Origin of the sequence: Enterococcus sp. 3G6_DIV0642, assembly GCF_002140635.1 — a bacterium.
In the GTDB taxonomy this organism is placed as follows: domain Bacteria; phylum Bacillota; class Bacilli; order Lactobacillales; family Enterococcaceae; genus Enterococcus_D; species Enterococcus_D casseliflavus.
Genome location: NZ_NGLH01000001.1, coordinates 1443380 through 1465208, shown reverse-complemented (window position 1 = coordinate 1465208; position 21829 = coordinate 1443380). Strand labels below are relative to the sequence as shown.

The window sequence follows — 21829 nt, the reverse complement described above, 5'->3', positions numbered from 1 at the left end:
ATTTATTGTAAGCAAAATTATTTTATAGTATACTACGTTTTGTGATTAAAACTTACTTAAAGTAAAGGTGGAAAAAAATGAAAAATATTTTAGTTGTTAAAGCCAATAACCGTCCTGATGGAGTATCTGCAAAAATGTTTGATACGTTCGTTGAAAATCTTGATACCAACAATGTGGACGTTGTAACCTTTGATGTGTACGCACAACCAATGCCTTATATCGGTCAAACGTTATTTGAAGCATTTGGCAAACTTTCACAAGAACAAGAATTAAACCAAGAAGAACAAGAATTGATGACTGTCCGTCAAGACGTGATGAACAAATTCGCAGCAGCGGATACCATCGTTTTCGCTTTCCCAATGTGGAACTTAACGATTCCTGCTGCCTTGCACACATTCATCGACTATATCTTCCAAGCTGGCTTTACTTTTTCTTATAACGAAGATGGTTCAATGAACCAATTATTGAAAGACAAAGAAATCGTTCTATTGAATGCCCGTGGTGGTGTTTACTCAGGCGAAATGAGCGCAATGGAAAACGCTGTAACCTTTATGGAAAAAGTTTTCGGTGGTATGTTCGGCATGAACATCACAGAAGAAGTAATCATTGAAGGCCACAATGCAGATCCTTCTAAAACAGCAGAAATCATTGCTGAAGGTTTAGAACGCGTAGCAGCTGCTGCGAAAAAATTCTAATCATTGCTATCGATCAACTCCTCAACAAAGCGCTATTGCTTGTTGAGGAGTTTTTTTATCCAAAAGCGTAGCTCGTCCATGGGATCGATGAAATAAAGAAGCCCCTTAGAACACAGCGGTCTATGTAGTGACCCCAAAAAGTTAGACTTTTATGGAGTGGAGAAATCCACTCCTTTTTTGTACGATAAGATTAACTGTTAGACAGCTGTTTTTACAGCTTCTCGAAACTGAACCGGACTTCGCCAATTTAATTTCTTTTTGATGCGTTTATGGTTGTAATAATAGATATATTGGTCAATTTTTGTTTTCAATTCATCTAAACTCCGATAGACTTCTCCATGAAAAATCTCTTGCTTTAATAAACCAAAGAAGTTTTCCATAGGTGAGTTATCTAAACAATTCCCTTTACGAGACATACTCTGGAAGATTTTATGCTGCTTCAATTTATTCTTATAAGCATTCATTTGATAGGCCCATCCTTGATCTGAATGGAAGGTTCTACGAAATGGACAATCATTTGTCATCTGGATTGCTTCTTCTAATCCTTCCATTATGGCTAGTGCGTTTGGTTTTTCAGAAATCCGATAAGATAGAATTTCACTATTGTAGAAATCCATGAAAGGATCTAAATACAGCTTTTTCTGACGAACGACACCTGTGGTGTCTACTTCATAATACTTAAACTCTGTGGTATCAGTTGTAATTTTTTGGTGACAGATATTTGTATAAAACCGACGATGAATACGATTTTTGGCGACAGTACCAACCTTCCCACGATAAGAATTGTACCGTCGAGATTTTCGAGTGTAAGACTTTACTTCGATACCTAGTTTTTTTATCAGACGTTGAATCTTCTTTTTATTGACATGAATCCCTTGATTCTCTAATTCTTTTTTTAGTCGCAGACAGCCATAGTCTTTATGCTCTTTGCGAATTTCAAGCATTTTTTCTTCAATTTCTTGGTCTGGGTTTGGTCTGTCAAACCGTTTCTGCCAATACATGTAGGTTGCTTTAGGAAATTTCAATGTTTCAAGAAGCTCAACTAGTTTGAATGATCCTCGGAGGCTGGCGATGATTCGTGCGATTGATTCTTGCGTCTTTGCTGGGCTTCCTGTTTTCGCAGCTTCCTCAACTCTTTTAAAAAGGCATTCTCAATTTGAAGGGATCGGACTTGCTTTTCTAATGACTTGATACGCTCGCGTTCTTCAGTTGTTGTATTTTCTTTTTTGTTTTCTTTTTTTCTAGTCAAAGTAAGTGGTCGCCCTTTCTCTTTTGAGAGCCCCTCAATACCTGCTTCTCTGAAATTACGCATCCAATTGGCAATAAGCGCAGGGTTGTTCATTTCTAAAGTGCTAGCAACTTCTCGATAGGACATCTCACTTGTTTGATATAACTCTAGCGCATTTAACTTAAATTGAACAGAATATTTCTGATTTTGATGCTTTCTCAATAGACCTTCCTCTCCGTATTCACGATAGGCATTCACCCAATTACTTACTTGAGACTTGCTTGAAATACCGTATTTGTTGGCAAGATACCGATATCCGCCCACGCCACTAAGATATTCTTTAACGATTTTTAGTTTTAATTCAAAAGGATATTTTGCCATACAAATAACGACCCCCAAAAGTTAGATTTTTTGGTCTAACTTTTGGGGGTCGCTTCACTAAGGGGACTCTTTTTATTTTGATGCTTTCCAATCAACAGGCAACAGCTCTTCTAGCGTCATGATTTTTCCTGCTGCGATCATGACCTGCGTGTTATGGTTGGCAGGATCCAGCTGGCTGATGAATTCACGGCAACGACCACAAGGTGGGATCGGCTCACCTACCGAATTGATTGCAACCATCTGTAACACCCGCTGCTGACCATCAGTGATCATTTGCGCAGCCGCAGTCTGTTCGGCGCAAAAACCCATAGAACAGCTGGTATCGATACAGATCCCTGTATAAATCTGTCCATCTGCAGTAGCCAGAGCTGCCGCAACACTCCCTGCTTCTGCAAATTGAGAGAGCTGTCTGAATCCCAGTTTTTGTTTCGCGGCATCGATCAGCAACTGAAAGTCCATTTTTCTTCCTCCAATAATAAGCTGGCTCATGGTTAAATGAACCGTTTAAGCACCCGCCATAATTTTCGTCAATAGCTCAGGATCAAAGGTCATTTCCCGCAGCATCGCGATTTCATAGCCATAAGGGGCTTTTTTATTCTTTTTGTCTTCGCCAACATAGGGTGTTTCCAAAATTTTCGGTAACGCTGATAATTGCTCATGATGAACGATCTTATTTAAGGCTTCAAAGCCGATCGTGCCAAAACCAATATTCGCATGTCGGTCTTTGTGGCTGCCCTGTGGATTTTTTGAATCATTGACATGGATGACCTTCAAGCGATCCAACCCGATGATTTTGTCAAACTCGTTTAACACGCCGTCAAAGTCTTCTTTGACATTGTAGCCAGCATCATTCGTGTGACAAGTATCTAGTGTAACGGATAATTTTTCATTTAAGGTGACACCATCGATAATTGCTGCCAATTCTTCAAAGCTGCGACCAATCTCGGTGCCTTTACCTGCCATTGTTTCTAATGCGATCTGGGCAGTTTGATTTTTTTCAAGGACCTCGTTTAAACCTTTAATGATCTGCTTGATCCCAGCTTCTGGTCCTGCACCAACATGGGCACCGGGGTGCAATGTGATTTGAGTTGCACCTAAAGCTTGGGCTCGTTGGATTTCTTCTTGTAAGAACGAAACAGCAAAGCCAAAGTTTTCTGGTTTGATGGTATTGCCTAAATTAATGATGTACGGGGCATGGACGACGATATTCGAAATTCCTTTTTCCGTCATAAAATCTTGTCCAGCTGCGATCTGCATCTCTTCGATCGGTTTGCGCCGCGTGTTTTGCGGAGCTCCGGTATAGATCATAAACGTAGTAGCTTGATAGCTAGCTGCCTCTTCTGCTGCTCCTAAAAGCATTTTTTTGCCGCTCATTGAAACGTGTGAACCAATCAACATTTTTGTTTTCCTCCTAAATCTAGTCTTCTCTATTATCGATAAAAGCGCCTTGTAAAGCGATTATTTTGCTCATTGCCGTATTTTTTTATCAAGCGAGTCCAAATAACATCAGGACACCCGTCATTAGCGGCATACTTATCAAAAAGCTAATGGAAGAAACGAACCCCACCGCTTCTTCCTCCATTCCAGCAATCACGGAATTAATGACACCGAATAAGGGAATTGGAGCAAACACTAACAAACAAAGAACTGGCTTTAATAAAACTGGGATTGGTAAAATATAGAAAGCCGCGAACAGCACGAAGGCCAGGCCGTACCGCAAGCTTAAAATTTTGATCACGGTTTGAGTGGTGTGCTTCGGTAAGCGGAAATCCAAAAATAAGCCAATCATAAACATGGACAAAAACGTATTTGCGATCCCGATTGGTTGGACAAGCGCCAATGCCGCTTCGGGAATCCTCCAATCCGCACTGCGGATAATCAGCATCACTAGATAAATGGTAAACGTTGGCGAACGCAGGAGATTCAAAAAGATTTTCCCTGGTTCAAACGTCGTCCGCTTTCCAATCAAGAACTCGATGAAAATCGTCGTTCCCCCTGCCAACATGATACTGTTCCCCATATCAAACAGCGAAATCAGCGGAATCCCTAAAGGATAAAAGCTTTGGGCAAAAGGAATCGCAAAATTGCCGATATTAAAGCCTGACCCGCAGTACATCGCAAACTGCTGCAGTGTGTTCGATTCTTTTTTGGTCAAGAAAAATGCGAAGAGGATCTGGACGATCGTAATGATCAACGCGATCACAATCAAACTAAGGGCACTGACTTGTACTTGCATTGAAGCTAAATTCAAAATGATTGCTGCCGGTAACGTCACATTCAAAATAATTTTGGATAAGATCGAGCCATCCGCTTTTGAAAGGACATTTAGCCGCTTAAGAAAATACCCTAAGAAGATCATGGCAAATAAACCGGCGGCATTCAACACTATATTTCCCATTCCAACAAAAACCCTTCCTCTACAAAAATTTGAAAAAAGCGAACCAACAGGTCGGTTCGCTTTTTGCGATTAAAATGTTAATAAGAAATATTTTTTCTTGCCACGACGAATCACGACGTATTTTCCACCGATCCGATCACTTGCTTGGAGCTCGTATGTTAGGTCTTGGACGCGTTCCCCATTGATGTAGATGGCACCATTTTGTACATCTTCTCTTGCTTGACGTTTTGATGGTTCGATTTTAGCAGTCGTCAACACTTCAACGATGTTCAAAGAATCATCCTCTGTTACCTGATGACTAGGAACCCCTTTAAAGCCTTGTTCGATCTCTTCAGCGTTCAATTCTTTGATATTGCCGCTGAATAAACTTGCTGAGATGCGTACGGCTTGTTCATAAGCCTCTGCCCCATGAACCAAAGTAGTGACTTCTTTTGCCAAAGCTTTTTGTGCTGCTCGAGATTCTGGTGCAGCGTTAAATTCTGCTTCGATCGCAGCGATCTCTTCTAATGATAAGAAGGTGAAATATTTCAAGAATTTGACTGCATCACGATCATCCGTATTGATCCAGAATTGGTAGAACTCGTAAGGCGTTGTTTTCTTGGCATCTAGCCAAACCGCATTGCCTTCTGTTTTCCCAAATTTCGTTCCATCTGCTTTTGTGATCAATGGCATAGTCAAACCGAACCCTTGAACTTCACGCTCACGACGTAATAATTCGATCCCAGAGGTGATATTGCCCCATTGATCGCTACCGCCCAATTGTAATAAGCAACCGTGGTTGTCGTAAAGGTTCAAAAAGTCATAGGCTTGTAAAAGCTGGTATGCAAATTCCGTGTAGGAAATTCCTGTTTCGATCCGACGTTTGACACTTTCTTTGCTCATCATGTAGTTGATGGTAAAGTTTTTCCCCGTGTCACGCAAGAAATCAATCAGTTTCAATTCCCCTAACCATTCATAGTTATTGGCAATGATGGCAGGATTTTCTTGGTCATCAAAATCAATAAAGCGAGATAATTGGCTCTTGATACTTTGGGACCATTCTAAAACGGTATCTAGTGTGTTTAATTGACGTTCTTGATCTTTAAAGGATGGGTCACCGATCATTCCGGTACCGCCGCCTACTAATGCGATCGGCACATGTCCGTTTTGTTGGAAACGGCGCAACATTAAAATAGGCAATAAATGACCAATATGCAGGCTATCTGCGGTAGGATCAAAGCCGATATATAGTTTCACAGACTCTTCATTTAATTGTTTGGTCAAGGCTGCTTCGTCTGTGGTCTGATGAACTAATCCGCGTTGCTTTAGCTCTTCAAAAAAGTCTGTACTCATTCTTTCTCCTCCTAATAATTGCTTCATTGTTCATCTTAACTGAAAAAGAGGGCAATGAAAAGTCTTTCTCTCAAAGTCCTTTACCAAAAAAGAAACTTTTAGGCAAATCCGTTCATTTTCCTTTATTATCGCTGGTTCAATACAAACACCAACTGGCATTTTCTCCCACACTTCTTTCGATAACAGATAGGGTGCTACCCAAGCGCCTTGTTTTTTGCTATAATTACACGGAATCTATTCTAATTTATTGAGGTGACTCTTTTTGTCCCAGAAAACGAAAAATCAAAAGAATACAGAAAACAAAAATAGAGGCTGGTTCTATTTCAACATCAGTCTTAGGGTTTTACATGCCTTGTTCTTAGTGGCTATTTCTTTGCTGGTTCTAGGCGGTTCTTTAGCCTTAGGGATCGGTGCCGGCTACTTTGCTTTTCTTGTGGAAGATACCGCAGCTCCTTCTAAAGATGAGTTACAAAAAGAATTGACCGACATCACAGAGACTTCTCAACTCGCATACGCTGATGGCAGCAAAATCGCAACGATTCGCTCGGATCTAATGCGAACGTCGGTTAATTCCGATCAAATTTCAGATTATTTGAAAAAAGCGATCATCGCAACAGAGGACGAATATTTTAATATTCATAATGGGGTCGTACCAAAAGCAGTCGTGCGGGCATTATTATCAGAAGCGACAGGCTTTGGCGGCAGCGGGGGTTCCACTTTGACCCAGCAGCTGGTAAAACAACAAATCCTTTCCAGTGAAACGACCTTCAAACGCAAAGCCAATGAGATTTTATTAGCCATGGAAGTGGAGAAATTTTTCGATAAAGATGAGATCGTCACCATGTATCTAAACATCTCCCCTTTCGGTCGGAACAATAAAGGGCAAAATATCGCAGGTGTGCAAGAAGCGGCGCAAGGAATTTTTGGCGTCAACGCAGCTGACCTATCTTTACCACAAGCAGCCTTTATTGCGGGTCTGCCACAAAGCCCGATCGTCTACAGCCCATATACAAATACGGGTGAGATCAAGGAAAACTTGACCGCTGGCTTAGAACGGAAAGACTTCGTGCTCTTCAGTATGTATCGTAACCACGATATTACGAAAGAGGAATACGAAGAGGCGCTTAATTATGACTTGAAGCAAGACTTCAAAAAACAAGAAGCCATTGAACAAACGGATCAAAGTTTCCTTTATTACACTGTGTTAAATGAAGCAAAAGACATTATTGCCAAACAGCTGGCAGATGAAGATGATGTCAGTGACGAAGAATATGCCAAAGATGAAACCTATCAAAAATACTTCGAATTGGCGCAGCAAAAACTTGTTAATGGCGGCTATACCGTCACATCAACGATCGATAAAGATATTTATAATGCGATGCAAGATGCCGTCGACAAATACGGCTATATGCTAGACAACTGGGGTGACTCCACCATCGAAGTCGGCAATGTCATGATGGACAACGCCACTGGGAAAGTACTAGGCTTTATTGGCGGTCGTAACTATGCTGACAATCAATTCAACCATGCCTTTGATGCCAAACGCCAAGCAGGTTCAAGTATCAAACCCATGCTGGTTTACGGACCGGCGATCGAAAGTGGCTTAATGGGCTCTGAATCGATGGTTTCTGACTATGCCGCAAAATGGCGGACAGGAGAAAACGCCGGTGAGCCGATCGTCAATGCCACAAACCGTGGAACCAATACCTTCATGTCGATTCGTGAATCATTGGAGGTTTCCAGTAATATCGCAGCGACAAATATTTTCCAAGATCTTTGGGAAAAAGAAGGCGATCATTTTTATGCCTACACAAATTATTTAAGCAAAATGGGCTATCCCGAAGATAATAGCTGGGCGTATGAATCAGCGCCATTAGGGGTTACCGATGTCACAGTCTTGAATCAAACGAATGGCTTCCAAACATTTGCCAATAATGGTGTTTATCAGCAAGGCTACATCATCGAATCAATCAAAGACAATGAAGGCGAAGTGCTTTACCAGCATGAAGCCAAACCTGTCCAAGTCTTTTCAGAAGCGACGGCTTCCATCATGACCGACATGATGCGTAGTGTCATCGATGAGCAAAAAACCAGTTCCTTTAAATCGGTTATCAGCGGATTGGATTGGAACCTCGGAAATGCCGATTGGGTCGGAAAAACTGGTTCCACCAACAACTGGTCGGACTCTTGGCTAGTCGTCTCCACCCCATCGATCACCATCAGCAGCTGGTCAGGTCGAGATGACAATAAAGGGACCGATAGCGCTGCAGGAACTCGGACAGCCAACTATATGGCTTACTTGATCAATCGTATTTATCAAACAAACCAAGAAGTCTTTGGTGTGAATCAGAAGTTTGAACTTTCTAGTGATGTCAAAAAAGCTCAAGTTTCCAAGTTTACTGGTACCCAACCAGGAGGAACCGTGCGAGTCGATAATCGAACCTATACCAATCCAAGCAGTACCGTTACTTCGTATTGGGCCACTGGTGGACCTGATACGGTCGATTTCAAATTTGGGCTCGGTGGTTCAGATGCAAACTATGCTGACTATTGGAAAAAAGCATCTTCTAGCCGTTCAACCAATCGTTCGTCGAATACATCATCGAATAACGGATCCAACAATGTTACACCTACGGCAAATGATGAGGATGACGATGAGGAACAGCAAGACAATAATCAACAAAATACTAACAATGATGATGACTGATCAGCCTTGTGCTGATCAGTTTTTTTATGCAAAAAAAAAGTGTGAGGAGAAAATCCATAGATTTTCTCCTCACACGAACGATCGTTGAAGCAAAAAGTGGAACAACAAGGCGTTGTTCCACTTATCGTTTGATCAAATCGTTGCTTATTTCGTAGAGCTTTTTTCTGAAATACCGTAAGGCAAGACGATCGTTTTTTGTTCTACATCTTCTTTGTTCATCATTTTTGTCAATAGACGCATCGCAACGGCACCCATATCATACAATGGTTGCGTCACACTTGATAAGCGTGGACGAGCTGCTTCAGCCAATAATGAATTGTTGCTGGTGATGATCTCGAAATCTTCAGGAACTTTAACACCTTTGTCTAACAAACCATCTAAGACGCCGATGGCTAACTCATCGTCTGTGACATAAGCTGCTGTTGCACCACTGTTGATGATGCGATCAACTAAGGCTAAGCCTTCTTTAAAGCTGTATGGTGATTCGAAGATCAACCCTTCAGAATAGTCAAGGTTGTTTTCTTTCAAGGCTTCTTTATAGCCTTTCAAGCGGTTTTGGCCATTGATTGGATCGATCAAAGCACCGCTGACAAAAGCGATTTTTTGATTGTTTTTCGCCAATAATGAAACAGCATCTTTGGCAGCTGCTGTGTAATCGATATTGACGCTTCCTACTTGTTCATCAGGATCGATCGAACCAGCTAAAACGACTGGTGTTTTTGAGCGAGAGAATTCTCCGCGAATTTCATCCGTGATGCGATGACCCATGAAGATAACGCCGTCCACTTGTTTTGCTAACAAGTTGTTCAAAACGTTGACTTCTTTCATTGTATCGCCATCAGAGTTGGCTAAGATGATATTGTATTTATACATGGTCGCTACATCATCGATCCCACGAGCAAGTGATGAGAAGAACATATTGCTGACATCAGGAATGATGACACCAACAGTCGTGGTCTTTTTACTTGCCAACCCTCGAGCAACTGCGTTTGGACGATAATCCAAGCGGTCGATCACTTCCAGCACTTTCTTACGAGTTGCTGGTTTTACATTTGGATTTCCGTTGACTACCCGTGAAACAGTTGCCATCGATACATTCGCTTCCCGTGCAACATCATAAATCGTAATTGTTTGTTTTTCCATGATATATCTCCCTTATTCTATTTTCAGAAAATCTTATTTACATTTCTTTGTTAGGATAGCAAATTTTTTCCGTATTTGCAACCGTTTTAATTTTGTTTTCATGAAAACTTAGCAATTTCCTACTTTCCCCGCCCCTATTCTCTTCGAAAGCATGATAAAATAGAAAAAGAATACTTGAAAGAAGGTTTTTTCAAATGAATGATAAAAAAATCAATGAGTTAAATGGCTGGTTGAAAACCAATGGCGCAGATGTTGCCTATATTTCTAATCCAGCAACAATCGCTTATTTTTCAGGTTTTAAAAGTGAACCTCATGAACGGGTCCTTGCTTTGTTTGTCGCACCTGGAAAAGATCCCTTTCTTTTCACACCAGCTCTGGAAGTAGAAGAAGCAAAAAATAGCGGCTGGCCTTTTGACATTATCGGTTATCTCGATAGCGAAGACCCTTGGGCGAAAATCTGTCAGGAATTGACCTCTCGTTACCAAGTTTCTTCCTTGGCACTAGAAAAAAATGACCTTTCCGTCGAGCGCTATGAAGCATTGAAACGGTTTTTGCCACAGACCGATTTTTCTTTAGATGTGACTCCGATCATTCAAAAAATGCAGTTAACTAAAACGGCTGCTGAGATCGACACCTTGCTAGAAGCTGGCAACTGGGCAGATGTTGCTTTTGAGATTGGGTTTGCTGCCATCAAAGAAGGCGTCAGCGAAATGGCAATCGTGGCAGAAATTGAGTACGAGTTGAAAAAGCGTGGGGTTTCCCATATGTCCTTCGATACAACGGTGTTAGCTGGTGCCAATGCAGCAAGTCCTCATGGCGTACCTGGGGATCGCAAAGTGACTGCCAATGAACTTGTCTTGTTTGACCTAGGGGTCGTTTGGAAAGGATATTGCAGTGATGCAACCAGAACGGTTGCCTATAAAGAACCGACTGCATTACAAAGAAAAATTTATGACATCGTTCTTGAAGCAGAACTAGCAGCGCAAGCAGCGGTCAAACCTGGGATCACCGCTGGAGAATTAGACAAGATCGCTCGTGATGTGATTACTGGCTATGGCTACGGCGACTACTTCAACCATCGTCTAGGTCACGGCATCGGGACCACGGTTCATGAGTTCCCCTCTTTGATCACTGGCAATGATTTAGTGATCGAAGAAGGCATGTGCTTCTCTATCGAACCGGGCATTTATTTACCAGATCAGGTCGGTGTCCGCATTGAAGACTGTGTGTATGTCACAGCAGATGGCTGTGTACCTTTTACCAAAACAGCAAAAGAATTATTGATCTTATCTTGATTTTCCTAATGAAACGGCGCAACTTGTTGGCATTACATGAAAAGGAGTGTTCTTATGAGTAAAAAAGTGTTGGTTTTAGGCGGCACACGTTTTTTCGGTAAATATTTGGTCCAATCACTAATTGATCAAGGATTGGACGTGACGATCGCTACCCGAGGGAACACGAAAGATTCCTTTGGCGATCAAGTCAACAGAATCATCTTCGATCGTACGGACGAAGAAAGTATCAAAACGGCATTGACAAAAGAAACCTATGAGGTCATTTACGACAATATTGCTTATACTTCTAACGACATTGAGATTCTACTGCGTCATGTCACACCCAAGCGCTACATCGTTACTAGCTCAATGTCTGCGTATCATGAATTACACTTCGATTTGATTGAAGCGGATTTTGACCCTGCTAAAGAACCCTTCAGACTGGTCAGCTCTGAGGAGGTCGATTATGCACAAGGCAAGCGAACCGTGGAAGAGATCCTGACCCAAAAATACAGTCAGATCCCGTCCGTTTTTGTCCGCTTTCCTTATGTGATCGGTGCAGATGATTACACAAAACGTTTTACCTTTTACATTGACCATCTGATAAAGCAAAAGCCAATGGCTGTCGATAATCTAACGCATCAAATGGGCTTTGTGGATGCCCAAGAAGCTGGTAAATTTTTAGCGTTTCTAGGCACTAGCTCGTTCACAGGCCCCATCAATGGTGCGTCAAAAGGTACAGTTTCCTTAGAAGAAGTGCTGCAATACGTAACGAAAAAAACCGGTCTTTCCCCGCTCTTTTCAGAAACAGGCGATCAAGGCCCTTATAATGGTACACCTGCTTATTCGATCAATGTTGGTCTCGCTGAGGAAATTGGCTTTCCATTCAGTCACCTGCAGGATTGGCTCTATCAACTTTGCGATTGGGAAATCACCCAAGCATCAAACGAATAACTACCAAAATCACAAAAAACGTTCGCCGATTTAACTGGCGAACGTTTTTATCTTTTGAAGTAATCAAATTTTGGTATCCTTACTTATGCTTCAGGATTGTTTTTTTCTAATGTATCTTTTAATTCTTCTTTCGCATCTTCTAAGTCAGCTTTGGCATCTTTTGTTTCTGCTTTCGCTGTTTTTTTGGCATCATCTGCTGCTTTTCCAGCTTCTTTTTTCAAATCAGCTGCGGCTGCTTGACCGTCTTTTTTGGCTTCTTCAACTACAGGTTTTGCTTCTTGTGCTCCTTCTTTGACGGTTTGTTTCATATCCGCTGCAGAAGATTTTGCATCAATGATGATATCTTGCATCGTGTCATCAGCGTCTACTTTGGCATCTTTCGCTGATTCTTTGACCTCGTTCGCTGATTTTTTGAAGCGTTCTGATAGATCACCTGCTTGTTTCTTTAACTCTTCAACGGTTTCTTCTGATGAACCAGCTGCTGTTTCTTTTAAGTCATCGACTTTCGCTGTTAAAGAACCGGTGAAGTCAGATGCTTGCTCGCTTAGTTTTGCCGCTTTATCTTTAGCGATATCGACAAGATCCGTACTTCTTTCTTTGGCTAAATCACCATAATCAGATGCTTTATCTAATAAATCGTCTGCTTGTTTTGCTAATTTATTTCTTAATGTTTTACCAGATTCTGGCGCCAACAAAAGTGCTGCTGCTGCTGCCGCTGTTCCTCCGATGATTGCTCCTAATAAAAATCCGCCTTTTTTACTCATTGAAAGTCCTCCTTTTATTTTTGGTTATTTTTGTCTTTGAAAAATTTCATGGCTGTTTGACCGACTTTTCCAGCTACCGTTGCTTTGGCAGTGGTCCGGCCAAGACTACCCACGCGCGTAATTAAATTTTTTCCAGAAACATTTAGTTCTGAAACACTGGTACTTAGATCTGCAACTGCTGTGAACAAAGGATCGATGGTTGCGACTTTTCCGTTCACATCTTGTAAAAGCTCATTCGTTTTTACCAATAGACCTTCAACCTCTTTTGAGAGAATATCAACGTCTTTGGTAATGACACGGATGGTTGTGTTTGCTTCTTCGACCGTTTTGTCTACTTTGGTCATTGTCTTGCTGACTTGCATCAACAAACGAACGACGAAAATGACCAATACGACAAATGCAATCGCAGCAATCAATGCAGCTAGTTCTCCTCCTGACATAGAATGGCTCCTTTCCCCATTTACTTATATTAAGAATAGCATTTCACTGCACTTTCTACAAATAAAAGACTGCATTTTTAAGAAAATTATCCGCTTTCAACGAGAAATAATAAAAAAACAAAGCAATTTCATCAGAAATCGCCTTGTTTAGGAGTTTTTGTTATTTTTTTGACGCTTTCGGTGCTTCTTTGACTTCTTTTTGAGCCGGAGCTAGTTCTTTTCCTAACTCGATCAAATACTCTTTCAAGCTGTCTTTGACTTCAGGGTGCACTAGACCATACTCGATACTTGTTTTTAAGAAACCGAATTTGTCTCCAACATCGTAACGCTTGCCGGTAAATTGATGAGCAAACACGCGTTGGGTTTTATTTAATGTGTCGATGGCATCCGTCAATTGGATCTCGCCACCAGCACCTGGTTCTTGATTGGCTAAAATATCAAAAATTTCAGGGGTCAGCAAGTAGCGGCCAATAATTGCTAAATCACTTGGCGCATTTTCTGGCGCTGGTTTTTCAACAAAGTTTTTGACATTGAACAAGCCTTTTTCAACTTCCATACCAGGATCAATGATCCCGTATTTTGATGTATCTTCATGAGGAACATCCATGACAGCGATCGTTGATGCATGCGTTTTTTCATAATTATCGATCAGCTGTTTGGTCAACGGTACTTGATCTTCCATCAAGTCATCACCTAGCATAACTACGAACGGTTCATTTCCGACAAATGCCCGAGCCTGTAATACGGCATGGCCTAATCCTTTCGGATGAGATTGGCGAATGAAGTGAAGATTTACGTCAGTTGTTTCTTCCACTAATTTCAAAAGCTCCGTTTTGCCTTTTTCTTTTAGATTCATCTCTAATTCTAAATTGGCATCGAAATGGTCTTCGATCGGACGCTTTGCTTTCCCTGTGACGATCAAAATATCTTCGATCCCTGATTGTAAAGCTTCTTCCACGATAAACTGGATCGTTGGTTTGTCAACGATCGGCAACATTTCTTTTGCCATTGCCTTTGTAGCTGGTAAAAATCGGGTACCTAGACCAGCTGCTGGGATAACTGCTTTTTTAACATTCATGTGACTCGCTCCTTTAATCATAATGATTGATCTACCGAAAATTCGTTTTCTTCTTTGCCGTCTCGCAGCATAATATCTTTCGCTGCTTGCTTGATGTCTTTGCCTTCATACAAGACCGAATAAATCGTTTCTGTGATTGGCATTTCCACCGACAAAGCTTCTGCTAATTCGCGGGCAGCTTTTGTGGTTGAAACTCCTTCAACGATCATCCCCATATTGTCTAATACTTCATCTAAGCTATGGCCTTTTCCTAATAGGTTTCCTGCACGCCAATTCCGTGAATGGACACTGGTACAAGTGACGATCAAATCGCCAACCCCACTCAATCCGATAAAGGTTAAAGGATTGGCACCCATTGCCACACCAAGACGACTGATTTCTGCTAACCCACGGGTCATGATCGCTGCCTTCGCATCATCCCCAAAGCCAAGTCCTGCGATAGCACCGGCACCAATGGCGATGATGTTTTTCAAAGCGGCGCCAGTTTCGACACCGATCACATCGTTATTCGTGTAGATTCTAAAGTAATCATTCATAAATAGCTCTTGTACATACTTAGCAGCCGCTTCATTTTCTGAAGCTGCCGTAATCGTGGTGATATCATGGACAGCGACTTCTTCCGCATGAGATGGTCCTGACAAGACAACGATTTCTTGCCGTTTATCAGCTGGGATCTCTTCGGCAAGTACTTCTGAGATTCGTTTATGACTGCCTTGTTCTAACCCTTTTGAGGCATGGATAATGACTGGCTTGCCAGTTGTTTTCTTAGTGAATTCTTGTGCCACGGCACGAATCGCTTTGGTTGGTACGACAAACAAAACGGCATCGGCATCTTGGATCGCCTCTTCTAAATCTTTACAGCCTAAGATATTTTCAGGTAATTTTAAATCTGGCAAATAATGCCGATTCGTATGATACGTATTGATTTCATCGATTTGGGCGGGATTGTTCCCCCAAATAGTCACTTCATGTCCATTTTCAGACAAGACTTGTGCCAAAGCAGTCCCCCATGATCCGGGACCTAAGACGGCGATTTTCTGTTTCACTATGGAAACCTCCTCTATCCTTTTCGCAAATTCATGCACTTCATCATTTTACCATAATTTCGATAAAATAACTGTTTAGATAATCGCTTGGTTCTTACCAAAGCTGCGGTTGTAATCCTTTAACGCTTGTTTTTTCCTGCGCCAGATCATTAAAGCGATCGCTCCGAAGAACAATAAAGCGGAAAGTGCCTGTGACACACGGATTCCACCAAATAAGTATAAACTATCGGTACGCATTCCTTCAATAAAGAAGCGCCCGAATCCATACCAAATCAAGTAGCTCAAGAAGACTTCGCCTTCTTTTAATAACCCAGTTTTCTTACGCAAGAAGATCAAAACGATAAATCCAATCACGTTCCAAACCGATTCATAAAGAAAGGTCGGTTGCCGATACGCTTCATCAATATACATATTATCGATAATAAATTTCGGTATATACAAACTTTCTAAGAAGGAGCGGCTGACTTCAGCGCCAAATGCTTCATGGTTCATAAAGTTGCCCCAACGCCCGATGCCTTGTGCCAATAAGACACTTGGTGCGGCGATGTCTAAGAAGGTCCAGGGAGAAATAAAATTTCGTTGGCAGAAAAAGTATAGCCAGATCCCCCCGGCGATCAGTGCGCCGTAGATCGCGATCCCACCAGAGCGAATATTGAAAATTTGACTTGGGTCATCAATGTAGTATTGCAAGTCAAACAGAATATAATAAAGCCGCGCACCAATGATCGCTACTGGCAATCCAATCAACATAAAATCAGTCACATCATCTGGCTTGAGCCCGACACGAACCGCCTCTCTCGTGCTTAACCACATAGCAATGATCACGCCTGATACGATAATGATCGCATACCAATAAATCGGCAAACCAAATAGTTCAAATGCGACTCGATTTACTAAACCTAACATCTATCTTATCCTCTCTAGTTTCCAGAATTTTCTTCGATCAATTGCGTCAATCGATTTTCAAAGGTCTTCGTTGCATCGTAGCCCATCGTTTTCGCTCGGAAATTCATGGCAGCGACTTCGATAATGATCGCAACATTTCGTCCAGTTTTTACGGGGATCTTGATTTGTGGTACATCGACGCCACCAATTTCAACCGTCGTATCATCGGTTCCTAGTCGGTCATACTTTTTGTCTTTCGCCCAAGCTTCTAAATACACTGCTACTTGAACCTGCATATATCCGCGTACGGCACTGGCACCAAAAAGATTCATGACATCGATGATCCCGATCCCGCGGATCTCGATCAAGTGCTGCAAGATTTTCGGCGGTTCCCCTACCAAAGTCAATTCATCTTGCTTATACACATCCACACGGTCGTCAGCGATCAACCGATGCCCACGTTTGATCAACTCTAAGGCTGTTTCGCTTTTACCAATTCCACTATCGCCTTGGATCAAAACGCCCAAACCATAGACATCCACTAATACTCCATGGACACTGGTTCTTGTTGCTAAACGCCCATCGAGAAAACTAGAAAGCTCTCCTTGCAGACGTGACGTTGAGATGGGCGAACGTAGAATCGTAATCTCGTGTTCTTTGCAGGCTTGAATCATTTCTGCTGGTACTTCCAAGCCGCGAGAAACAATAAATCCCGGTGTATCATCGGCACACATTTTGCGCATCACCATCAAGCGTTCTTCTGGCATCATTCGTTCCGCAAAGGTGATCTCTTTGCTGCCGAATAATTGCAGACGATCATGGGAATAGTAATTAAAATAACCCGTCAATTCCAAACCAGGTCGGGAAATATCGCCGGTAATGATTTCTCTTTCTAAACTGTTTTCAGTTCCTTCCACTATCTCTAAATTTAAAGCCTCCGCCAGCTCGCTGACTTTGACGGTTTCTGCCATAGGTTTTACCTCTTTTCTCAATGATTCTTGCCGTTGCTTCTTGTAAACGACACTCTGGTTCTATTTTATCATTCTATCAGTAAAGTTACTACCTTCGCCAATAGAAGTCCTCATTCTTTTTCGTTTGTGTTATTATTTTACTAAGGAGGGATTTTTAATGAAATTTTCAGCATACAAGTATCAACGCCCTGATTTTCCAGTTTATCAAGAAACATTCAAAAAAGCATTAGCAAACCTTCAGTCAGCCAATACCTTCTCGGAGGCGAAGCAAGCCCTTGATGCTTTGAACGAACTAAGAGGAACGATCGATACCGCAATGAACTTGGCTTCGATCCGCTATTCGATCGATACCAACGATGCCTTTTATGAAGCAGAAGACACCTTTTGGAATGAATACCAGCCTCATTTTGAAGCTCTGGATTTTCAATTCTATCAAGCGCTCCTGGCTTCACCTGTCTTAGATGAATTAAAAGCCGAATATCCAGAAACACTTTTTTTATTTGCCGAAAGCCGTGTGAAGCTTTTTGATAAGGCCTTGATCGAATTATTTCAAAAAGAAAACCAATTGGCTTCCGATTACAGCAAATTGGTCGCTTCTGCCCAAATCGACTTCCAAGGAGAAACCTATACCCTCGCACAACTGCGACCATTTACCGAAAACAAAGATCGCGGTGTTCGAAAAGAAGCGTTTGAAAAACAAACGGCTTTCTTCACGGAAAATGAAGACCGTTTTGATCAAATTTATGACGAGATGGTCAAGGTTCGTACCGAGATCGCCCACAAGCTCGGCTTTGAAAATTATGTTGCCTTTGCGGATACCCAAATGAATCGTTGGGACTATGATCGTTCAATGATCGAGACCTATCGTCGGGAAATTTTAGAAAAAGTCGTCCCAATTACCCAAAAACTGTACCAAAGACAGGCGCAGCGTAATCAATTAACTCAGGCAACCTTTACCGACCTGCCGCTTGTTTATCCTAGTGGTAACGCAGAGCCTAAAGGAACTCCTGAAGAACTAGTAGAAAAAGCCCGTGTGATGTATCAGGAACTATCCCCTGAAACTGGCGAATTTTTTGATTTTATGGTCGAGCATGACCTACTTGATCTACTAAGCAAAAAAGGCAAACAATCTGGCGGCTATTGTACGTTTATCCAAGACTATCAATCGCCATTTATCTTTGCCAACTTTAACGGCACTTCTGGCGATGTCGATGTTTTGACCCACGAAGCTGGCCACGCGTTTCAAGCCTTTCGCTCTCGTTGGATCAAAGAACCGGAAATTCTCTTTCCCAATTATGAGTCTTGCGAGATCCATTCAATGTCGATGGAGTTTATCGCCTGGCCATGGATGGATGCTTTTTTTGAAGAAGAAACAGAAAAATACAAATTTGCGCATCTTGCTAGTAGCCTGCAATTTCTGCCTTATGGCGTTTTAGTGGATCACTTCCAACAAGATGTTTATGAGCATCCCGAATGGTCACCAGCACAGCGCAAAGCCCGTTGGCGGGAATTAGAGCGCCAATATTGCCCAGAACGGGATTATTCAGAATATCCAGACCTTGATCGTGGCTTGTATTGGTTTAGACAAGGGCATATTTTTGAATCACCTTTCTATTATATCGATTATACATTGGCGCAAGTGTGTGCGTTCCAATTTTGGTATCGATTCATCGTGGCAAAAGACGAAACCGCTTGGCAAGATTATTTGGCCATCTGCGAAGTCGGCGGCACGAAAACATTCCTTGAGATCCTGTCTCTTGCTCATTTGCGTTCACCTTTTGAAAAAGGGGCGCTTGATGAGACGTTACAGGCAGTAGATACGTACCTTGCTGCTATCAAAGAAGAACAGTTAAACTAAAAAAGACGTTTCCGTTTCTCCACTAGCTTGATAGCTAGTGGGAGAAAACGTGAAACGTCTTTTTAACGTGAATATTTTTCGATATGGTGTTCGGTCACGATCATATTGATCACTGACATGATCAGTGCCACTAATAAAGCAGCCCCAAACGAGGAAAAGCCGAAGTTGGCTGACCCAACAAAATATGAAGTCAAATTCAGCATGAGCGCATTGATCACAAAGGTGAAAAACCCAAGCGTCAGTAAAGTCAATGGAAATGAAATGACGATCAAAATTGGTTTAATCAAAGCATTCAGGATCGACAGTACGAAACTGGCGATCACTGCAGTCATAATGCTTTGAACGTGGATCATATTTGGTAATAGAACCGCCAATGTGACAAACGTCAGTGTATTCATGATAAGCCGTTGAAAATAAGACACTAGAAGTCACTCCAGTCCTCATCCTCCACCTTTTCCGCTTCTTTACGGGGACGATTTGCTTCATTGTATTTGTTTTGTTTGTAGTAGTGATTGTCGTGACCATATCCTGAGGTGCTCTTGCGTCCTGAAGGAATCAAGACCGCCATGATGATATATAAAGTGATTCCAGGGAACCCAGCAGTCACTAAAGATAGAAAGACATAGATCACGCGAACGATGGTTGGATCGATTCGCAAGTATTCTGCCAGACCCCCTAGAGTACCTGTAATGACAACGTTATTGGCTGATTTTGTTAATTTTTTGTTCATTTATCTACACCTTCCTTCTTTTCTTTAATGAGTGTAAACCCAGCGATTCTTATTTGTCTGTATCTTTGATAAAGACATTTCCTGTTGTTGTGGATAGATCGATTTGAGCGACTTTATCGGCAACCCGACGGAATTGCAATAGTTGGTTTAGGCGTTCTTTTTTCTCACGCACAACTTCCATCTCGCTTAAACGATTGTTGATGCTACCTAAACTTGTTTTTGCGATCCCTTCAAAACCGATTCCTGTCGGTAATGCTACTTTGACATTCCCATTTACAGAGCTGGCGTTTAATTTTTGGACCGTTTCTTCTTTGTAGGTCACACGGATATTGCCGTTAACTAAAGAAATGCCGGTATTTTGTGGCGTTGCTGTCAACGTAACGTCGCCGTTCACCGTTTCGATAATGGCATCTAAAATCTCACCCTCTTGAACAGTGATCGTTCCATTCACGCCTTCAATCTCTAACATCGATGCGTTTACTTTGCGGAAATCGATATTGCCGTTTGTTGATTTTGTATAGACATCTTTCGCATCCAATTCATTGAATGTAACATTGCCGTTCAACAATTTCACTGCCACATGATCATAGGTCCGTTTTGGCAAGTAGAAAACGAGATCGGCACGAATGCGTTTGTTGGGAATTTGGAAAGAGATGCGTTCATCATCGACATTGATTTGGCTTCTTGCTTCAAAAGCATCGAAAGGCTCCGCCGCATCCATTTTACCATATAGTTTGATTTTGGCATCTACTTTGACACCTGGTTCATCCCATAATTGGAAGGAAACATTGCCGTTTGCCAATTTCACATCGATCAATGTCGCTGCCGTTTCATCATAGCTGAATGTGTGCTCAAATTTTGTCGCTGCAACACCAGGAACTTTCAAGTTGATGTCTTTCCATTCCATGTTGTCATTGACTGACTCTGTCACTGCCCGAACTGTTTTCTTCAAGAAGTGTCCGAAGTGTGTGCTGGCATCGACCATTTTTTCACTTACTTGGTTAAAGGTGTCAGTCGCTTGCTCTTTCCAATCCTCTGGAATATCTAATTTTTGAGAAATTTTTTCTTTTGTTTGAGACCATTGGTCTTTGCGAATATTTTTTAATTTTGCTTCCAATTCTGCTTTTTCTTCAGATAAACCATCTAAGGTTTCTTCCAATGCAGTAATGGTCGCTTCTGTTTCGTGACGCGTAGCCAATTCATCTTCTGACAATTGATCCAACTCTTCTTTGGTGTTCAATTGCATCAGTGTTTCTTGTGCTTCTTTTAATTCTTCTTTGACGCCAAGAATTTCAGCATTGATTTCGTCCAACTCAGCAGATGCTTGGTTGGCTTCCGTTGCTAAACCATCGAGAATCTTTTCAAGATTTTCTTTGTCTTGCGCTTCGTTTTGACGAAGTTTTTCTTCGCTGTCAAACGTGAACATCTCATCGTCGTTTTCAGTATCATCAAATGGGCTTGTCGCATTCTTATCCGCGGTTACCTCAGCAGCAGCTTTGTTAATTTGTTTTTCGTCTTTGGCTTTTGCCATACCTTCTAGTAAATCCAAGGCTTCTTCTGTAGAAAGCACACCTTTTTTTACTAGATCCAATATACGTTCTCTTTCGTTCATGGAAATTGCCTCCTTCAGCAAATGTGTGATTGCAAGTTTAGCTTACGAACCTATTATGCCTTGTTTTTGCAAAAGTGTCATAGGTCTTAAGTACCAAGTTTTTCTCAATCTGCAGATTGGCAAGCAAAACCGACACTTTTTCTTCATTACACTAGGCTCAAAACGATCTTCCTATTGTTAACAGTACCACGAAAAACCAATAGAAACAAAAGTTTCAGCTAGTAGAACTCTTAAGGAATAGGCCTGCTAGAGTAAATGAGTGATTGCTCCTTTCACTGCAGGTCGGCGACGAAAAGCATAGACGGCTCAACTAGTAAATTTCAGGGACGATAG

General features: G+C 41.7%; 20 protein-coding genes. 5 read left to right on the top strand and 15 right to left on the bottom strand.

Features of this window, described 5'->3' with window-relative positions; genetic code table 11:
* Positions 1–77: 77 nt before the first annotated feature.
* Positions 78–695, top strand: a complete 618-nt coding sequence (locus tag A5878_RS06970; RefSeq protein ID WP_005225804.1) for an FMN-dependent NADH-azoreductase — start codon at positions 78–80, stop codon at positions 693–695.
* A gap of 197 nt (positions 696–892) precedes the next feature.
* Here A5878_RS06970 and A5878_RS06965 read toward each other — a convergent pair.
* The 5 genes from A5878_RS06965 to tyrS form a co-directional block, all read right to left on the bottom strand.
* A protein-coding gene (locus tag A5878_RS06965; RefSeq protein ID WP_373270291.1) for an IS3 family transposase occupies positions 893–2304 on the bottom strand; the annotation gives its coding sequence in 2 pieces (ribosomal slippage) (positions 893–1836 and positions 1836–2304; 1413 coding nt in all).
* A gap of 72 nt (positions 2305–2376) precedes the next feature.
* Complete coding sequence (locus tag A5878_RS06960; protein ID WP_086295108.1) at positions 2377–2763, bottom strand: cytidine deaminase; 387 nt, start codon at positions 2761–2763, stop codon at positions 2377–2379.
* 45 nt (positions 2764–2808) lie between these two features.
* Positions 2809–3702: a deoxyribonuclease IV gene (locus tag A5878_RS06955; RefSeq protein WP_086295106.1), complete on the bottom strand. Its 894-nt coding sequence runs from the start codon at positions 3700–3702 to the stop codon at positions 2809–2811.
* 88 nt (positions 3703–3790) lie between these two features.
* Positions 3791–4702, bottom strand: coding sequence for an AEC family transporter (locus A5878_RS06950; protein WP_086295104.1), 912 nt, complete (start codon positions 4700–4702; stop codon positions 3791–3793).
* Positions 4703–4771: 69 nt separating this feature from the next.
* Positions 4772–6034: a tyrosine--tRNA ligase gene (tyrS, locus tag A5878_RS06945; RefSeq protein ID WP_086295102.1), complete on the bottom strand. Its 1263-nt coding sequence runs from the start codon at positions 6032–6034 to the stop codon at positions 4772–4774.
* Positions 6035–6296: 262 nt separating this feature from the next.
* Here tyrS and A5878_RS06940 point away from each other — a divergent pair, with 262 nt between their 5' ends.
* Entirely contained in the window at positions 6297–8741 is a 2445-nt protein-coding gene (locus tag A5878_RS06940; RefSeq protein ID WP_086295100.1) for a transglycosylase domain-containing protein, read from the top strand.
* Positions 8742–8885: 144 nt separating this feature from the next.
* Here A5878_RS06940 and ccpA read toward each other — a convergent pair whose 3' ends face one another.
* On the bottom strand, positions 8886–9884 hold the full coding sequence (gene ccpA, locus A5878_RS06935) for a catabolite control protein A (RefSeq protein ID WP_008378470.1): 999 nt from the start codon (positions 9882–9884) through the stop codon (positions 8886–8888).
* 194 nt (positions 9885–10078) lie between these two features.
* Between ccpA and A5878_RS06930 the strand changes: the two genes are divergently transcribed.
* Positions 10079–11179, top strand: coding sequence for a Xaa-Pro peptidase family protein (locus A5878_RS06930; RefSeq protein WP_086295098.1), 1101 nt, complete (start codon positions 10079–10081; stop codon positions 11177–11179).
* A 54-nt stretch (positions 11180–11233) separates the two neighbouring features.
* Positions 11234–12112, top strand: a complete 879-nt coding sequence (locus tag A5878_RS06925) for an NAD-dependent epimerase/dehydratase family protein (RefSeq protein WP_086295096.1) — start codon at positions 11234–11236, stop codon at positions 12110–12112.
* Positions 12113–12195: 83 nt separating this feature from the next.
* Here A5878_RS06925 and A5878_RS06920 read toward each other — a convergent pair whose 3' ends face one another.
* The 6 genes from A5878_RS06920 to hprK form a co-directional block, all read right to left on the bottom strand.
* On the bottom strand, positions 12196–12876 hold the full coding sequence (locus A5878_RS06920; RefSeq protein WP_086295094.1) for a YtxH domain-containing protein: 681 nt from the start codon (positions 12874–12876) through the stop codon (positions 12196–12198).
* 14 nt (positions 12877–12890) lie between these two features.
* Positions 12891–13316, bottom strand: coding sequence for a DUF948 domain-containing protein (locus tag A5878_RS06915; protein WP_005235398.1), 426 nt, complete (start codon positions 13314–13316; stop codon positions 12891–12893).
* A gap of 160 nt (positions 13317–13476) precedes the next feature.
* Complete coding sequence (gene galU, locus A5878_RS06910; RefSeq protein WP_005225793.1) at positions 13477–14394, bottom strand: UTP--glucose-1-phosphate uridylyltransferase GalU; 918 nt, start codon at positions 14392–14394, stop codon at positions 13477–13479.
* A gap of 17 nt (positions 14395–14411) precedes the next feature.
* Positions 14412–15440: an NAD(P)H-dependent glycerol-3-phosphate dehydrogenase gene (locus tag A5878_RS06905; RefSeq protein WP_086295092.1), complete on the bottom strand. Its 1029-nt coding sequence runs from the start codon at positions 15438–15440 to the stop codon at positions 14412–14414.
* A gap of 75 nt (positions 15441–15515) precedes the next feature.
* A complete protein-coding gene (gene lgt / locus A5878_RS06900) occupies positions 15516–16346 on the bottom strand; it encodes a prolipoprotein diacylglyceryl transferase (protein ID WP_010748008.1) in 831 nt (276 codons plus the stop codon).
* A 14-nt stretch (positions 16347–16360) separates the two neighbouring features.
* Positions 16361–17296, bottom strand: a complete 936-nt coding sequence (gene hprK / locus A5878_RS06895) for an HPr(Ser) kinase/phosphatase (RefSeq protein ID WP_005235388.1) — start codon at positions 17294–17296, stop codon at positions 16361–16363.
* Between the two features lie 157 nt (positions 17297–17453).
* Here hprK and A5878_RS06890 point away from each other — a divergent pair, with 157 nt between their 5' ends.
* Complete coding sequence (locus tag A5878_RS06890) at positions 17454–19154, top strand: M3 family oligoendopeptidase (RefSeq protein WP_086295090.1); 1701 nt, start codon at positions 17454–17456, stop codon at positions 19152–19154.
* A gap of 62 nt (positions 19155–19216) precedes the next feature.
* Here the strand turns inward: A5878_RS06890 and A5878_RS06885 are convergent, their stop codons facing one another.
* From A5878_RS06885 to liaX, 3 genes are read right to left on the bottom strand one after another with little or no spacing between them, the layout of a single operon-like run.
* Positions 19217–19576 (bottom strand): phage holin family protein, encoded by a 360-nt coding sequence (locus A5878_RS06885; protein WP_005225788.1) that lies wholly within the window; start codon positions 19574–19576, stop codon positions 19217–19219.
* On the bottom strand, positions 19576–19884 hold the full coding sequence (locus tag A5878_RS06880; RefSeq protein ID WP_005225787.1) for a PspC domain-containing protein: 309 nt from the start codon (positions 19882–19884) through the stop codon (positions 19576–19578). The genes A5878_RS06885 and A5878_RS06880 overlap by 1 nt, the downstream gene beginning before the upstream one ends.
* A 49-nt stretch (positions 19885–19933) precedes the next feature.
* Positions 19934–21496: a daptomycin-sensing surface protein LiaX gene (gene liaX / locus A5878_RS06875; RefSeq protein ID WP_010748005.1), complete on the bottom strand. Its 1563-nt coding sequence runs from the start codon at positions 21494–21496 to the stop codon at positions 19934–19936.
* Between the last annotated feature and the right edge of the window lie 333 nt (positions 21497–21829).

Excerpts from the sequence above, each read along its gene's own strand:
- A5878_RS06970 (WP_005225804.1), top strand. The coding sequence starts at position 78 with ATGAAAAATATTTTAGTTGTTAAAGCCAATAACCGTCCTGATGGAGTA.
- A5878_RS06960 (WP_086295108.1), bottom strand. The coding sequence starts at position 2,763 with ATGGACTTTCAGTTGCTGATCGATGCCGCGAAACAAAAACTGGGATTC.
- A5878_RS06955 (WP_086295106.1), bottom strand. The coding sequence starts at position 3,702 with ATGTTGATTGGTTCACACGTTTCAATGAGCGGCAAAAAAATGCTTTTA.
- A5878_RS06950 (WP_086295104.1), bottom strand. The coding sequence starts at position 4,702 with ATGGGAAATATAGTGTTGAATGCCGCCGGTTTATTTGCCATGATCTTC.
- tyrS (WP_086295102.1), bottom strand. The coding sequence starts at position 6,034 with ATGAGTACAGACTTTTTTGAAGAGCTAAAGCAACGCGGATTAGTTCAT.
- ccpA (WP_008378470.1), bottom strand. The coding sequence starts at position 9,884 with ATGGAAAAACAAACAATTACGATTTATGATGTTGCACGGGAAGCGAAT.
- A5878_RS06930 (WP_086295098.1), top strand. The coding sequence starts at position 10,079 with ATGAATGATAAAAAAATCAATGAGTTAAATGGCTGGTTGAAAACCAAT.
- A5878_RS06925 (WP_086295096.1), top strand. The coding sequence starts at position 11,234 with ATGAGTAAAAAAGTGTTGGTTTTAGGCGGCACACGTTTTTTCGGTAAA.
- A5878_RS06920 (WP_086295094.1), bottom strand. The coding sequence starts at position 12,876 with ATGAGTAAAAAAGGCGGATTTTTATTAGGAGCAATCATCGGAGGAACA.
- A5878_RS06915 (WP_005235398.1), bottom strand. The coding sequence starts at position 13,316 with ATGTCAGGAGGAGAACTAGCTGCATTGATTGCTGCGATTGCATTTGTC.
- galU (WP_005225793.1), bottom strand. The coding sequence starts at position 14,394 with ATGAATGTTAAAAAAGCAGTTATCCCAGCAGCTGGTCTAGGTACCCGA.
- lgt (WP_010748008.1), bottom strand. The coding sequence starts at position 16,346 with ATGTTAGGTTTAGTAAATCGAGTCGCATTTGAACTATTTGGTTTGCCG.
- hprK (WP_005235388.1), bottom strand. The coding sequence starts at position 17,296 with ATGGCAGAAACCGTCAAAGTCAGCGAGCTGGCGGAGGCTTTAAATTTA.
- A5878_RS06890 (WP_086295090.1), top strand. The coding sequence starts at position 17,454 with ATGAAATTTTCAGCATACAAGTATCAACGCCCTGATTTTCCAGTTTAT.
- A5878_RS06880 (WP_005225787.1), bottom strand. The coding sequence starts at position 19,884 with ATGAACAAAAAATTAACAAAATCAGCCAATAACGTTGTCATTACAGGT.
- liaX (WP_010748005.1), bottom strand. The coding sequence starts at position 21,496 with ATGAACGAAAGAGAACGTATATTGGATCTAGTAAAAAAAGGTGTGCTT.